Origin of the sequence: Pseudomonas sp. SL4(2022) (genome assembly GCF_026625725.1) — a bacterium.
GTDB lineage: Bacteria > Pseudomonadota > Gammaproteobacteria > Pseudomonadales > Pseudomonadaceae > Aquipseudomonas.
The window spans coordinates 3,379,607-3,393,303 of record NZ_CP113060.1; the positions used below are offsets into that span (position 1 = coordinate 3,379,607).

A 13,697-nucleotide genomic window follows, 5' to 3' on the forward strand; every position below is an offset into this window, starting at 1 on the left:
TTTATCTGAGCAGCAACCGCTGAATTGGTTCAGCGGTTGCCGACGAATGGTCATTTGGCAGTTGCTCAGCTCAATTGTCCGGCATCAGCAGCAGGCGCTTGCTGCCGTAGACCTTGTCGAGGTTTTGTGACTGGAATGGGAAGCTCATGTAGCTGCCTTTCAGCCAAGCGTCGATACCGTCAGCGTAATGCTTACTGGCTGGGTTACTGGATTGCCCGGAGCTATTGAGGCCGATCAGCGGCTCTTCGCGGCCGAAGTCGACCACGATGCGCATGGCTGGGATCAGCCAGGTATCGAAATTTTCCCCCCATTTGTAGGCTGCAACGTTCAGCGTGCCGTGATCACCGCCGGCTGGGTAGGGACCACGGTCGAGATAGCCCTTGATGGCGTTGATGCTGGTGCGTTGGCTGGCGCTCATGTACTGCGCCAGCTGGGTAGTTTCGGTGGTCCAGTTGTAGGTGTGTAGCTTGCCCCACTGCCAGGCACTGCGTTCACTGCCCAGTTTGCTTTCCAGCAGGGTTATGGCACCGGCCAGGCTGCGCGCGAGGATGGCGGGTTTGTCTTCGCGTTGCGCAGTTCGGGTGTCGTTCCAGAATGGGCTGTCCTCGCGGCCCAGCAGATGGTCCGCCTGGGCTGAATAGGAGTTGTTGGCGGTATCGACCAGGGCCTTCCAGGCCGGACTACTTTCTGGGCCCAGTTCATCGAGGAAGGTGTCCCGCGCGCTTTGGTAGAGGAAGGTGCTATACAAGGCAGCATCTGCCGAGCTGGCTGCCATCTTTCCGTCGAATTTCATCAGGCGACCGTAGGCCTCGCGGGCTTTGCTGCGTTCGGCCGCTGGTAGGGCCTCAATGGCGGCCTGCAGGCCTTCGGTCATGCCGGGGGCGCTGAACATGTTCTGCAGCTTGGCCACGAAAGGTGACGTCTGGTCGTACTGCATGGCAATCATGCTTTGCGTGTCATGTCGGCCAGTGGCGGCAAGTTCGGCAATGCGTTCGGCGCGCTCAGGATAGAACCAGGAATTGGACAGCTGCATGCCGTAACCGCGTGGGACTGTGCGGTGGTTGGCGGTGCCCAGCCAGCCTTGCGGCGGGTCCTGATCGTACGGATGCAGCATCGGGTCCGCGAAACCGTCCCAGGCATACTGGCTGTCCCAACCCGGCGAGGGCATGAGGCCCAGGCCGGCACGGCGGTTGGGGAAGCGCCCGGTAACTTGCCAGCCGATATGCTGCGCATCGGCGAAGACAATGTTCAACGGCATGGCGCGGACTTCGCGGGTGGCCTCGAAGGCCTGTTCAACCGATTGCGCCCGCGATAGGTCGAAGAAGGCATCGAGAGTCTTATCGGCTTCGAACTGGGTGGTTTTCAAGGCCAAGCCGTAGCGACTGGTCAGCTGCATGGGCTGCAGCATGTGTTTGCGCTCGCCCAGTACCGAGTTCAGCAGGGGGCCGTGGCGGGTTTCGAAAATGGTTTCGCGGATCGGTCGCTGACCTTTGATAAAGAAGGTTTCCTGGCGTTCCTGCGCGGGCAGCCATTTGCCGTCGGCCAGGTAGTGCAGGCGGCCGCCTTGCTGCTTGACCTGCTCAAGGAACAGATCCTGGTTGTCGCCCATGACCATGGTCATGCCCCAGCCCAGTTTTCCGTTAAAACCAGCAACCACGGCCGGTACGCCGGCAATCGATACGCCTGCGGCTTGGTATTTCGGCGAGCGGATCTGCACGAAATTCCACACCGATGGCATCGACAGCGGCAGGTGGGTATCGTTGGCCAACAGGCTTTTGCCACTGCGGGTACGCTGCGGGGCGAATGCCCAGTTGTTGGAGGCCGCTACGCCGAGCATGTGGGTGTCGGCGAATTGACTGACGGCTGAGCTAATGGCGTTCAGGCCGGCCAGTTGACCCTTGAGATCGAGGCCTTTGAGTTTGTCGGCCTCGTCAAACGGCAATGGCTCGTCGGGGTAGGTTGGCAGCAGCCATGCTAGTTGCTCACTACCGACTTTTTGCGCAAGCACCAGCGAGGCGATTTCTTCTTGCAGGTTGACCGCCAGGCCGAAGTTCAGCAGGCAGAACACCAGCACTGAGTCTTCGGCTTTCCAGTAGTCCGGACGATAACCGGACTCGGCCAGGTCCATCGGTAGTTTGTCGCGGTAGCGGAACAGGTAAGCGTTGACCCCACGGGCATAGACTTCGAAGAATTTCTTGATGCGCGGCGAGGCATTGCTATAGAGGACCTCAGCGCTTTTCTTCAGGTTGACCGCGCGCATGAAGCGGTCCATTTCCAGCACGCCTGGGCCGGCCATTTCAGCCAGTCTGCCTTCTGCCATCAAGCGCAAGCCAATCATCTGGCTGAGGCGGTCGCTGGCGTGTACATAGCCCAGGGCGAACAGCGCGTCGTGGAAGGTGGTGGTTTCAATCAGCGGCATGCCCAACGAATTGCGGCGAATCACCACGCTTTGCGCCAGGCCCTTGACCCGCATGATGCCCTGGTCCGGGTGCACGCTGTCACCGTACCGGCTGTTCAGCAATGATTGGCAGCCACTGAGTGCGACCATGGCCGTAAGTATGGCGGAGAGGCTTAAAAGGCTCACGGGGCGTAACGCGCGCGCTAGCATGCTGCAGGCTCCTTGCGGGTAGAAAGGCTCAACGGGATGTTTGCGCTTATCGACATGCGCGTAGACAAGGCGGAGGCATTACGTTAGCCAGCGGCTATGTGCCTGACAAGCCGCTATTGCGGTAAGTCAGGCGCTTTGCCGCAAGGGTGGCAATGCCTCATCGAGTAACCAGCGAGCGGTGGCGCGAGCAGCGGCCTTATGCTGCAACTCCAGTTCACTGAAGCGCTGTTCATGCTGGCGTCGTATGTTTTTATCAAGAGCCTTCCAGGCCGCATGTGTGGGCACTTCTGCGGTAGCAGCAAACAGGTCATGAAAAACGGCGCAGCGAGGGTTGCGGCTCAAGGCAGTATCGCAGTTGTCCAGCAGCACCTTGATGCGAATAGCCCCTTCGATTAAGGGTAACTGGCCATCAAGCAGGCTGCTGGCAAGGATCTGCAAGTCATCCGCAATGCGGGTACGTTGAGCGCTGAACGCGGCGTTACGGGCTTTCTCCTGGTGCCAGACTCTCAGCCACAGGTGCAGGGCGTATCCGCTCAGTACGAGGACCAACGCACCACCAGCTAACAGTAAGAGTAGGCCAGGATTACTCATCGGCCGTTCAGGCGCCGTGGCATTTTTTGAATTTCTTTTGGCTGCCACATGGGCAGGGATCATTGCGGCCGACGTCCTTCAAGGCATTGCGCACAGGCTCTTGGTGGCCATGATTGCAGTGCGGTCCGTGCACGTGGTCGTGATCATGGTTGTGATCATGGCCGTGATTGCAATCAGGACCATGGACGTGTTCTTGCTGTGTCATGCGTTCTACTCCGGGATGTAATCGCCGGGAATTATCTCGCCATTGCGCGACATGTGCACGCTTTGTCCAAACATCCAGCCGGTTTTTACAGCGCCTTGCAGGCGATAGGGGATGGGCTGGTCGGGTTGATCCAAGGCTTTGACAATCTGGCGCAGATGGCGCCAAAGGTTGGTTCGTACAGGAATAGAGAAACTATGATGGCCATGTGCGGGTACGTTGAAGGAGATGTCAGATTCTCCTTCTGCCAGCTTCACCTGGTTAAGGTGCACGACATAGTCCATGCCACGCACTGGCAGGCTGAAATTATTGGGATTGTCGATGCGAAAGCGCAGCGTGAAATGCTGCTCCAGCAGTTTGGCTTTTACGACGTCGACTTTAACGAGGCGTACTTCGGGCGACTTGAGATCGCCAGGAGAGGAGCAACCGCTAAGGCCTAACAGGAAGCCAAAAAATATCAGTAGGCTGAGAGTTCTTATCGTTTGCGCCTGATAAAACATTGCATACTCCGAATGACGCATCAGTGTAACAAGCAAGTGCTTGGCTGCAACCTGTTGTGACGGTAAAAAAACCTGCGCCATACTGAGCAACGATTAGTACAGGAGTATGACCATGGCTCGCTACGAAGTGGCCTTCAGTGCGCAGTTGGTTCCGGGGGCTCAGTTGGAGTTGGTAAAAGCCAATGTGGCCAAGCTGTTCCAAGCAGATGAGCAGCGGCTCGCCCTGCTGTTTTCCGGTCGGCGTATCGTGATCAAAAGCAATCTGGACGAGGCCGGAGCCGAGAAATATCGCTCGACTCTGGAGCGTGCCGGGGCGGTGGTCGAAGTAGCCGACATGGACAAGGTAATTGAAGAGATTGAACTGGCACCGCCGCCAGCTGTTTTTCCTGCTCCTGCTCCTGCACCCGTCGTGGCAGCACAGCCACAGGCGGTCAGTAGCCCGGCAGGGCGCCTGCAGGTGGCCCCGCGTGATGAGTACATGGCCGCATTTGCCGAGGTAGATGCCCCGGATTTCGGTATTGCCCCGCTGGGTGATGACCTGCAGGACAGCAAGCCGGCGGCACCCGTACTGTCCCTGGATTTGTCGCAGTTCAGCCTGGCCCCCGCGGGTAGCGACATGGGTGAGCTTAAAAAGCCCCAGCAGGGCCGCCACCGGATATCTCACACCTGAAACTGCAAGACTAGTTAGCAGGCTGCAGGGCGCTACCGCACAGTGTTCTGCTGCCATTGCACTAGAAGTAGGCCGAGCAACACTTCTTGAATTTCAGTCCGCTGGCGCAGGGGCAGGCGTCATTGCGGCCGGTCTTAAGTTCGACTGTCGGGTCGATGAAGTACCAGTTGCCAGCATGAGTAACAAAGGCCGAGCGTTCGCGGTGGCTATGCTCGCCGCTGCTGTCTCGCCAGTGGGCGGTGAAGGTGACGTAGGCGTGCGCGGGATCACCCGCGACATCTTCTGCTTTTTCTAGCTCAAGTCGCAGCCAGGTACTGTCCTGGCTCCAGCTATGGATGGCCTGTCGGTCAAGGCCATTCTGCTGTGCAGGTAATGTGCTGCACACCAGGTAGTCGATCAGCCCCAAGGCATAGGCGCTGTAGCGCGAACGCATCAAGGCCTCGGCACTGGGTGCGGGCGTGCCGGTATGATAAGGGCCGCAGCATTGCGCCAGTGACTGCTCACTGCCGCATGGGCAAGGTGGACTGCTCATGGGCTACCACCAGTACTTGCCGAAGTTTTCCGGGTTGGCCCAGAACTTCGCATTCAGCCAGTCCGGCACCTGCTTGTAATCGAGCAGGTCGTAGGTAAACAGGTTGAGGGTTTGCCCATCCCGTTGGAAACGCTCGCTGGCCTGCAAGGCCAGGGCGAAAAAGTCGGTTTCCTGCCACTCGCAGGCGTCCAGATCGACCAGTACGGCGATGCGACTAGCGTTCAGGTTGCGAACCCCGCCCAGCAGCTGCAGAGCAATACGTTTCTCAATATGTTCAAGGCAATCGACCACCAGGGCCAGGTCAAAGCGTTGAGCCGCCAGTTGCGCCGGCAGTGCCGCAGCCGGGGCGTGGGCGATCTGGCAGTTCGGGTGGGCGGTGAGAAAGGCGTCAATCGCCGGGAGTTCGCGGCTGCCAATAATCAACAGGCGTTGCGGTGTATAGCGGGCCAGCAGGGCCGCAAGTGCTTGCTGGGGCGTAAGGGGTGACAGGGGTGCAGGCATGAGATGTCCTCGCTCAGATACGCAAAGACTATCGTGCATGTGTGATGTGGCCTAGTGCGGATCGCGCTAACAATGTCTTTGTACATTCTCTGGCATATTTTGTTACGGGCGTCTTTACTCCCTCAGTATCGGTTTTTACCGATTTACCAATAGGAGATGGATAAATGAGCATCACCAGAAAAGCATTACCCCTGATTGTCGCAAGTAGCTTTTTGACCGGTTGTGCCGGGTTGCAGAAAACGGATTGGCCAACCTGCGCAGCGGTTGGCGGTGTTGGCGGTGCTGCTTTGGGTGCGATTGAAAGCTCCAGCTGGGCAGGCGGCGGTGCCGTAGTCGGTGCGGGTATGGCGGCAGCCTATTGCTGGGTGCATGGTGCCAGCGAAGAGCAAGTTGTGGTGGTAGAGGAGGCGGTAGTCGAAGAGGTTGTTGTGGCCGAGCCTGCTGAAGCTGTTCGAGTGGAACTGGATGTCAAGTTCGACTTCGATAAAGCCCAGGTTAAGCCTGAGAGCTATGGTGACATCAAGAACCTGGCCGACTTCCTCACCCAGTACCCGCAAACTACCACGGTGGTTGAAGGTCACACTGACTCCGTGGGCAGTGATGCCTATAACCAAAAACTCTCCGAACGTCGTGCCAGTGCCGTGCGTGACGTGCTGGTCAATCAGTATGGCGTAGGCGCTGATCGCGTAAACGCTGTGGGTTATGGTGAAACTCGTCCGGTTGCGGACAACGCCTCTGCTGATGGCCGCGCCGTCAACCGTCGCGTAGAAGCGGAAGTAGAAGCACGTCCTTGATTGCCTGAATCCAGGCTTTATGAAGAAAACAGGCCGGCCCCGCGAGGGTCAGGCTTGTACAGCTCAAAGGGTGAGTCTTTACTCCTGTAGTACCGGCAATAGTCGGTATTACAGGAGATTCCTACCATGAGAGTTAGATCCATTCTGGGGGTAGCCCCCGTTCTCTTGGTCAGCAGTGTTCTTTCCGGTTGCGTCACAACTTCCAGTACGGGAGATGCGCCGCTCAACCAAGGGAACTGGCCCCTGTGCAGTGCAATTGGCGGTCTGACCGGTGCAGGTCTGGGCGCAATCGAAAGTTCAACATGGGCAGCAGGTGGAGCCGTGGCCGGAGCGGTCATTGGTACGCTGGTATGTTATGCCCAGGACGGTGATGAAGATGATGATGGTGTGTTTGACCGTCGTGACCGTTGCCCTGATACCCCTCCCAATACGTTTGTGCACCACAACGGCTGCCCTCTCAAGGAGTATGCAGGCGCGCCGGCTGAGCCTGCCGCAGACCCCATAGAGGTTGTCGACTCTGTTCGTGTGGAGCTGGATGTTAAATTCGACTTCAACAAATCCGATGTCAAACAAGACAGTCAGGCCGATATCAAGAGCCTGGCTGACTTCATGAAGCAATACCCGCAAACCACCACGACCGTTGAAGGCCATACCGATGCTGTGGGCAGTGATGCCTATAACCAGGCATTGTCCGAGCGTCGTGCCAATGCTGTGCGCGATGTGCTGGTCAATCAGCACGGTATTGACAGTAGCAGGGTGTCTTCCGTTGGTTATGGTGAGTCGCGGCCGGTTGCTGACAATGACAGTGAGTCCGGGCGAGCTATCAATCGCCGCGTTGAGGCTGAGGTCGAGGCGCAACCTTAAAGTTGCTGCGGCATTGGCAAGTCGTTGATGATGTTATGACCAGCGCGTTCGCGCTTCTCAACGGCCTGCCAGTGGCAAGGCTTTCATCGACCAGTAAAAGCTGTGTGGTGTTTGCTCCTCATGGTTTTTACTGGCCTTCTAGCAGCACTCTCCCAAAGCAGTTAAGGTGCAGCAAAATAAAAACTGCTTGGGGCGGGTATGAAGACCTTTTTACTGCTGGGAAAAGTGCTTACGGCATTGTTCTGGGGTGTCGTACTGGCAAATCTGCTGCAACCTTTCGTACAACCGTTTGCTTTGCTGCTGCATGGGGCTGGTGCATTTATTCTGTTCGTGCATGGGCTTGAGCTGTGGCTTTTTGATAAGCGCATTGCGGCCAGTGCAAAGCCTGCCCAGGAGCGGGTGCAGGTCATGCTGTTCGGGATTTTCCAGTTGCTGGGGCTGCCAGCCGAGCCGGCTGTGCCGCAGCCCGCCGTGGAGCACCCTCAGGAAAAACTGCAGCTGGAGGCGGAAAATGCGTAACTGGCTTGTGCTTGCTGCGCTGGTCAGCCCGTTGGTCATGGCTGAAGCAGTTATCGAAGTTGAACCCAATTCCTTCATGCGTCTGCCCAGCAATACCAGCGTGCTGTTGCTGGATCGTCTGGACATTGCCGATCACGGCACTCTGCTGATACCGGCTGGGGTGACTGAGCTGCGTGTGGCGCAGTTACGTCTGGGGCGTGACGCGCGCCTGTCGGTGGCGCCCAGCGGGCGTGAGTTGCGCCTGGAAGCCGCTACGGCAGAGATTGCCAGCGGTGCGCAGATCAGCGCGCGTGGCGCTCAGGGCAGCAACGAGCAGCCGGCGCTACCTGGGCGCAATCTGAGCCTGCGACTGCAGGTCGTCACCGTCGAAAGCCTGTTGGTTGATGCGCGTGGCGGCAATGGTGCTCCCGGATATGCCGGTCTGGCCGGTGCAGACGGTAAGCCCGGTGGCTGCACTTGGGGCGAGGCTAGCCGTGGTCATGATGGCTTGGACGGTGGTGATGGCCAGCCTGGCGCGGCGGGGGCGCAGGTACGCCTGGAGGTACCGCAGGATTTCCCGGTTGAGTCGTTACAGGTGCGAGTCGAGGGGGGCGCAGGTGGCCTGCCGGGTACCGCCGGTGCAGGCGGCCAAGGCGGCGCTAGCCAAGGTTGCTGGCTCTACAGCACTGCAGGTGCCCGCGATGGCAAACCGGGGCAGGCTGGGCGCGCTGGTGACGTGGGGGCAGCTGGTACGCTGAATGTGGTGCGTTTCTAGGCAGGCTTGATCAGCAACCGCTGCCGTCAGGGCAGCGGTTGCTGCAGTTCAGAAGGTCGGGCGGGCAGCAGCGATGCTGACCACGAGCAGACCGAGCAGCAGGTTGACCCCCACCAGTCGCCGAATGCGACCCAGCACGGCGCCGCCATTTGGCCAGTCTTGCGCTTCCACGACGCGGCGCAGCTCCGGCAGTTGTAAGGCCTGGATGCGCAGGAATAACGCCAGCATGGCGATATACAGCCCCATCATGATGTGTACATAGCGCGGCGCGGTATCGAAGCCGCTAAAGCGCAGATGCAACATGCCAACGCCCGTGACCGGTAATACCAGCACCGCTGCCCAGACCCAATAGAAGAACCGCGGAAACACCTCCAGCCAGAGTTTCAGACGGGCTGGCGCCTCCAGTGCGGCGACTGCGGCCGGACGCAGGATCATCCAGGCGAAGAACATCCCGCCCACCCAGACCAGGGCGGCAAGCAGATGCAGGCTGTAGACAAAGGCATAGGGGGTCATGCGGGTACTCCTATCAGAGCGCTGGATCAATTAGCGCGCTATGATAGCCGCCGATTGCAAACACTGAAAATTTATCCAGCCTTTCTCGTCAAGACTCCATGCTCAGTACTGAACTCAAGACCCAGATCCAGGGCGCCTATTCGCGTTTTCTCGAAGCCAAGTCGCTCAAGCCGCGCTATGGCCAGCGCCTGATGATTGCCGAAATTGCCAAGGTGCTGGGCGCGATCACCACGGACGATGAAGGCCGCCGCCTTGGCGAACCGGCGGTGGTGGCGGTCGAAGCCGGTACCGGTACGGGCAAGACCGTGGCTTACAGTCTGGCGGCTATTCCCACTGCCAAGGCAGCAGGTAAGCGCCTGGTGATCGCCACGGCCACTGTTGCCCTGCAGGAGCAGATTGTGCACAAGGACCTGCCAGACCTGATGCGCAACAGTGGGCTGAATTTCAGCTTTGCCCTGGCCAAGGGCCGAGGTCGTTATCTGTGCTTGTCCAAGCTGGATATTCTGTTGCAGGAAGGTCAGGCGCAGAGTGCCACCGCGCAGTTGTTCGAGGAAGAAGGCTTCAAGATCGATGTCGATGAGCAGAGTCAGAAGCTGTTCACCGCGATGATCGAAAAACTCGCCGGTAATAAATGGGACGGCGACCGCGACAGCTGGCCGGAAGAGCTGGAAGATGCACGTTGGTCGCAGCTGACCACCGATCACAGCCAATGCACCAACCGGCATTGCCCGAACTTTCAGCAGTGCGCTTTCTACAAAGCACGCGAGGGCATGGGCAAGGTCGATGTGATCGTCACCAACCACGATATGGTGCTGGCTGACCTGGCGTTGGGTGGTGGTGCGGTACTGCCGGACCCGCGCGACACCCTCTATGTGTTCGACGAAGGTCATCATCTGCCGGACAAAGCCATCGGTCATTTCGCCCATTTCACTCGGCTGCGCTCGACGGCTGACTGGCTGGAGCAGACCGCCAAGAACCTTACCAAACTGTTGGCACAGCACCCCCTGCCCGGTGATCTGGGTCGTCTGATCGAGCAGGTGCCGGAACTGGCACGTGAGATCAAAACCCAGCAGCAGTTCATGTTCGCTGCCTGCGAGCAGGTGGCCGAGTTCAAACCGGGTGAAGATATGGAAGGCCGCGAGCGGCCACGCCATCGCTTTGTTGGCGGCCTGGTACCGCCTCACCTGATCGAGCTGGGCGCCGAGTTGAAAAAGGGCTTTTCTAAACTCACCGACCTGTTCACCGGGGTGACCGAGCAGCTTAAAGAAGCCATGGATGGCGAGGCTACGGTCGGTATCGCCAGCCACCAGGCCGAGGAGTGGTACCCGCTGTTCGGCAGTTTGCTGGCGCGTGCTCAGGGTAACTGGGAGCTGTGGCTGGCCTTTACCACCGAAGACCCCGAGGAAAGCCCGCCGATGGCGCGTTGGCTGACGCTGGCGGAAAGCGGCGCGCTGTTCGATATCGAAGTCAACGCCAGCCCGATCCTCGCCGCGGAAACCCTGCGGCGTAACTTGTGGAACGTCGCCTACGGCGCGTTGGTGACCTCCGCGACCTTGACTGCGTTGGGTACCTTTGACCGTTATCGTATGCGCGCCGGGTTACCCAAGGCTGCGGTTACGGCTGTGGTACCAAGCCCGTTCCACCACGCCGATGCCGGTGTGCTGCGGGTGCCCAACCTGAACGCCGATCCACGCGATGCGGTGGCCCATACGGCGGCGATCATTCGCGAACTGCCGGGTCTGGTGGAAGGCTCGCGCGGCACGCTGGTGCTGTTCTCCTCGCGCAAGCAGATGCAGGACGTGTTCGATGGGCTGGAGCGCGACTGGCGCAAGCGCGTTTTTATTCAGGGCAACCTGTCCAAGCAGGAGACCCTGAACAAGCACAAGGCGCGGGTGGACTCCGGCGAAGAAAGTGTGTTGTTCGGCCTGGCCAGCTTTGCCGAGGGGGTCGATCTGCCAGGGGCCTACTGCGAACACGTGGTGATTGCCAAAATCCCCTTTGCCGTACCGGATGATCCGGTCGAGGCCGCGCTGGCCGAATGGATCGAAGCCCGTGGCGGCAATCCGTTCATGGAAATTGCCGTGCCGGATGCCTCCCTGCGCCTGGTGCAGGCCTGCGGGCGCTTGCTGCGTACCGAAGCGGATCGCGGCATCATTACGCTGTTAGACCGGCGAGTGGTGACTCAGCGCTACGGTAAGTCGATTCTCAATGCCTTGCCGCCCTTTCGCCGGGAAATCAGCTGAGAGATGAACCTGTCGTGCTGGATAACGTCTTAACGCCACACCACAATAGCCGTGCGGTACAACCAAGCCAGATTGCTGCGGCGGGCGCTCTACCCGTCGTGGCCGTGATCAAGCTGTAAGTCGAGGAGTGAGGTTCGTGAAGGTTAAGTGCAGGCTGCAGGCGGGCGTACTGTTAACAGTCTTATTGGGTTATGGCAGCACAGTCCTGGCTACGGAGCGGCAAGAGTTATTCAACTTTGTCCGGCCTCTGGATGCGGTACAGGTCACCACCAAGGATGCTGATCTGCCCAACCGCATCGGTGAGCCGACTGCACAGGGTGAAGTGCTACGACGTGTTGCTTTCCATCCGGCGCAGCAACCGAGCTTGCGTCTATCGCCGCAAAGCGGCAGTTGGGATTGGTCGCAACAAACCGTAATCAGTCTGCGTGTGCAGAACGCCATGGATTGGGCGCTCACCCTCGATGTACAGATCGACAGTCTGGATGGGCAGCGTTTGCAGACCCGCATTGCCCTACCAGCAGGGCCGGTGCAAACCTTGCTGATTCCGCTCAAGGCCACAACGCCACGTGATCAAGGCATGCGCGCTGGGGTGCCGATGCCATGGACGCACACAGGTCAGCGATGGCTGCTTGCCGATACGGTCAGCGGTGCGCTGGACCTGAGCCAGGTCAGCGCTGTCACAGTGTCCATCCCGCAACCGAAAGCGAAGCAGCAAATCCTGATCAGCCAGTTCGCCGTGAGCAGCGAGCCGCTTTCGCAGGCGGCCTATGCCGGTATTGTTGACCGCTATGGTCAGTTCACCCGTGCCGATTGGCCCGAAAAGGTGAAAAGCGATCCGCAACTGCAAGACGCCATCGCTCAAGAGCAAAAACAACTGCAAGATTGGCTGGCCGAGCGGCCCGCCAAGGACAAATTTGCCGGTTGGCTGGGCGGGCAACCATTTGAAGCCAGCGGTTTTTTTCGTACCGAAAAACGTGATGGCCGCTGGTACTTGATAACCCCAGAGGGTCATCCGTTCTATTCGCTGGGCGTCAATGCGGTCACCGCGCAGCAGAGTGCAACTTATATTGAGGGCCGTGAAGGCATGTTCAGTGAGTTGCCTCCAGCGGGTGATGCCTTGGCCATTTATTTCGGCAGCTCTGACAGCCGCAGTGATACTGGTGCGAATAAAGGTCGGGCCTACGCCTCGGGCCGTTGGTTTGACTTCTACAAGGCCAATGTGCAGCGCAGTTATGGTCAATTCGAGCCGGCTGCCTGGGGCTCGCGCAGTCAGGATCGCCTGCTGGCCTGGGGGTTCAACACGTTGGGCAACTGGAGTGAGCCGGCCCTGGCAGACGACAAACGGATGCCTTTTAGCATTCCGCTGTCGATTCATGGTGATTACGCCACCATCAGCACGGGTGTTGATTGGTGGGGTGCCATGCCGGATCCATTCGATCCGCGTTTTGCCATGGCCACCGAGCGAGCCGTGGCAATTGCCTCGCGCGATCATCGGGATAATCCCTGGTTGCTGGGCTATTTCGCGGACAACGAGCTGGCTTGGGCCGGCCCGGCGGATGATCCCCATGGCCGTTACGCGCTGGCGTATGCCACGCTGCGACTGACCACCGATATTCCGGCCAAGCGGGCTTTCCTCAAGCAGCTGCGCGACAAGTACCGTAACCAAAATGGCCTGTCCCATGCCTGGGGGATCGAGCTGGAAGCCTGGGAGCTAATGGAAGACCCAGGGTTCCAGGCACCGTTGCCGAGTGCTGAGTTCCCGGCCATCGAGCAGGACATGCAGGCATTCCTGCGTCTGTACGCTGAAACCTACTTCAAGACCATCGCTGACTCGCTTGACTGGCATGCGCCCAACCACCTGCTACTGGGCGGTCGCTTTGCCAGCAGCATCCCTGAGGCGGTGAATGCCTGCGCGCGCTTCTGTGATGTGTTGAGCTTCAACTTCTATACCCGCGAACCGCAGCACGGCTATGACTTTGCAGCACTTCGCCAGCTGGACAAGCCGTTGATGGTCACCGAGTTCCACTTCGGCTCGCGTGACCGTGGGCCGTTCTGGGGCGGCGTTGCCGAGGTTTACAAGGAAGAAGAGCGCGGCACGGCCTATGCGCACTTCCTGGCCAAGGCCCTGGAAGAGCCGCAGATCGTCGGCTTGCACTGGTTCCAGTACCTCGATCAGCCGGTCACCGGGCGTCTGCTGGACGGTGAAAATGGTCATTTGGGACTGGTCGCCATCACCGATCGGCCTTGGGACGGTTTTGTCAAAGCCGTACGCAAAGCCAACCTGGATGTGCCGAAAACGCTGCTCAAGCCTGTAGCCGCGCCAGACTCTGCCGCGCCGTAAAGGGCTATTCGCCGGGCTGATAGTAGGATTATCAGCCTTGTGCTGGGTTCACCGCAGGCGTCAGA

At 59.2% G+C, this 13,697-nt stretch carries 12 protein-coding genes and 2 pseudogenes; 7 read left to right on the forward strand and 7 right to left on the reverse strand.

Going from position 1 to position 13,697, the window contains the following annotated elements:
- Positions 1-70: 70 nt before the first annotated feature.
- From OU997_RS15955 to OU997_RS15970, 4 genes are all read right to left on the reverse strand, one after another.
- On the reverse strand, positions 71-2,548 hold the full coding sequence (locus OU997_RS15955) for a penicillin acylase family protein (RefSeq protein ID WP_420713279.1): 2,478 nt from the start codon (positions 2,546-2,548) through the stop codon (positions 71-73).
- A 186-nt stretch (positions 2,549-2,734) separates the two neighbouring features.
- The gene (locus tag OU997_RS15960; protein WP_108488074.1) at positions 2,735-3,199 is read right to left on the reverse strand and encodes a DUF2489 domain-containing protein; all 465 of its coding nucleotides are present in this window, start codon (positions 3,197-3,199) and stop codon (positions 2,735-2,737) included.
- Positions 3,200-3,206: 7 nt separating this feature from the next.
- Positions 3,207-3,404 carry an SEC-C metal-binding domain-containing protein gene (locus OU997_RS15965; RefSeq protein WP_267807495.1) on the reverse strand — a complete coding sequence of 66 codons (198 nt, stop codon included), beginning with the start codon at positions 3,402-3,404 and terminating at the stop codon, positions 3,207-3,209.
- 5 nt (positions 3,405-3,409) lie between these two features.
- Positions 3,410-3,901, reverse strand: a complete 492-nt coding sequence (locus OU997_RS15970) for an LEA type 2 family protein (protein ID WP_108488072.1) — start codon at positions 3,899-3,901, stop codon at positions 3,410-3,412.
- Between the two features lie 112 nt (positions 3,902-4,013).
- On the opposite strand from OU997_RS15970, the pseudogene OU997_RS15975 reads away from it, so the two are divergent.
- A pseudogene (locus OU997_RS15975) lies at positions 4,014-4,585 on the forward strand (hypothetical protein).
- A gap of 47 nt (positions 4,586-4,632) precedes the next feature.
- On the opposite strand, the gene OU997_RS15980 reads toward OU997_RS15975, so the two are convergent.
- Together OU997_RS15980 and OU997_RS15985 are read right to left on the reverse strand one after the other, a co-directional pair.
- Complete coding sequence (locus OU997_RS15980; RefSeq protein ID WP_267807498.1) at positions 4,633-5,103, reverse strand: YchJ family protein; 471 nt, start codon at positions 5,101-5,103, stop codon at positions 4,633-4,635.
- 3 nt (positions 5,104-5,106) lie between these two features.
- The gene (locus tag OU997_RS15985; RefSeq protein ID WP_108488069.1) at positions 5,107-5,604 is read right to left on the reverse strand and encodes a DUF6231 family protein; all 498 of its coding nucleotides are present in this window, start codon (positions 5,602-5,604) and stop codon (positions 5,107-5,109) included.
- 440 nt (positions 5,605-6,044) lie between these two features.
- Between OU997_RS15985 and OU997_RS15990 the strand changes: the two are divergent.
- The 4 genes and pseudogenes from OU997_RS15990 to OU997_RS16005 all read left to right on the forward strand — a co-directional run.
- Positions 6,045-6,398: pseudogene (locus tag OU997_RS15990) on the forward strand (OmpA family protein); the annotation flags it as partial.
- 126 nt (positions 6,399-6,524) lie between these two features.
- Entirely contained in the window at positions 6,525-7,262 is a 738-nt protein-coding gene (locus OU997_RS15995; RefSeq protein WP_108488067.1) for an OmpA family protein, read from the forward strand.
- 198 nt (positions 7,263-7,460) lie between these two features.
- A complete protein-coding gene (locus OU997_RS16000) occupies positions 7,461-7,781 on the forward strand; it encodes a DUF1145 domain-containing protein (RefSeq protein ID WP_108488066.1) in 321 nt (106 codons plus the stop codon).
- Positions 7,774-8,535, forward strand: coding sequence for a hypothetical protein (locus OU997_RS16005; protein WP_108488065.1), 762 nt, complete (start codon positions 7,774-7,776; stop codon positions 8,533-8,535). The genes OU997_RS16000 and OU997_RS16005 overlap by 8 nt, the downstream gene beginning before the upstream one ends.
- A 48-nt stretch (positions 8,536-8,583) precedes the next feature.
- Here the strand turns inward: OU997_RS16005 and OU997_RS16010 are convergent, their stop codons facing one another.
- A complete protein-coding gene (locus tag OU997_RS16010; RefSeq protein ID WP_267807501.1) occupies positions 8,584-9,048 on the reverse strand; it encodes a CopD family protein in 465 nt (154 codons plus the stop codon).
- Positions 9,049-9,146: 98 nt separating this feature from the next.
- Here OU997_RS16010 and dinG point away from each other — a divergent pair, with 98 nt between their 5' ends.
- Positions 9,147-11,291 carry an ATP-dependent DNA helicase DinG gene (gene dinG, locus OU997_RS16015; protein WP_267807503.1) on the forward strand — a complete coding sequence of 715 codons (2,145 nt, stop codon included), beginning with the start codon at positions 9,147-9,149 and terminating at the stop codon, positions 11,289-11,291.
- 136 nt (positions 11,292-11,427) lie between these two features.
- On the forward strand, positions 11,428-13,632 hold the full coding sequence (locus OU997_RS16020) for a beta-agarase (protein WP_420713205.1): 2,205 nt from the start codon (positions 11,428-11,430) through the stop codon (positions 13,630-13,632).
- Positions 13,633-13,697: the final 65 nt, after the last annotated feature.

Excerpts from the sequence above, each read along its gene's own strand:
- OU997_RS15955 (WP_420713279.1), bottom strand. The coding sequence starts at position 2,548 with ATGGTCGCACTCAGTGGCTGCCAATCATTGCTGAACAGCCGGTACGGT.
- OU997_RS15960 (WP_108488074.1), bottom strand. The coding sequence starts at position 3,199 with ATGAGTAATCCTGGCCTACTCTTACTGTTAGCTGGTGGTGCGTTGGTC.
- OU997_RS15965 (WP_267807495.1), bottom strand. The coding sequence starts at position 3,404 with ATGACACAGCAAGAACACGTCCATGGTCCTGATTGCAATCACGGCCAT.
- OU997_RS15970 (WP_108488072.1), bottom strand. The coding sequence starts at position 3,901 with ATGTTTTATCAGGCGCAAACGATAAGAACTCTCAGCCTACTGATATTT.
- OU997_RS15980 (WP_267807498.1), bottom strand. The coding sequence starts at position 5,103 with ATGAGCAGTCCACCTTGCCCATGCGGCAGTGAGCAGTCACTGGCGCAA.
- OU997_RS15985 (WP_108488069.1), bottom strand. The coding sequence starts at position 5,604 with ATGCCTGCACCCCTGTCACCCCTTACGCCCCAGCAAGCACTTGCGGCC.
- OU997_RS15995 (WP_108488067.1), top strand. The coding sequence starts at position 6,525 with ATGAGAGTTAGATCCATTCTGGGGGTAGCCCCCGTTCTCTTGGTCAGC.
- OU997_RS16000 (WP_108488066.1), top strand. The coding sequence starts at position 7,461 with ATGAAGACCTTTTTACTGCTGGGAAAAGTGCTTACGGCATTGTTCTGG.
- OU997_RS16005 (WP_108488065.1), top strand. The coding sequence starts at position 7,774 with ATGCGTAACTGGCTTGTGCTTGCTGCGCTGGTCAGCCCGTTGGTCATG.
- OU997_RS16010 (WP_267807501.1), bottom strand. The coding sequence starts at position 9,048 with ATGACCCCCTATGCCTTTGTCTACAGCCTGCATCTGCTTGCCGCCCTG.
- dinG (WP_267807503.1), top strand. The coding sequence starts at position 9,147 with ATGCTCAGTACTGAACTCAAGACCCAGATCCAGGGCGCCTATTCGCGT.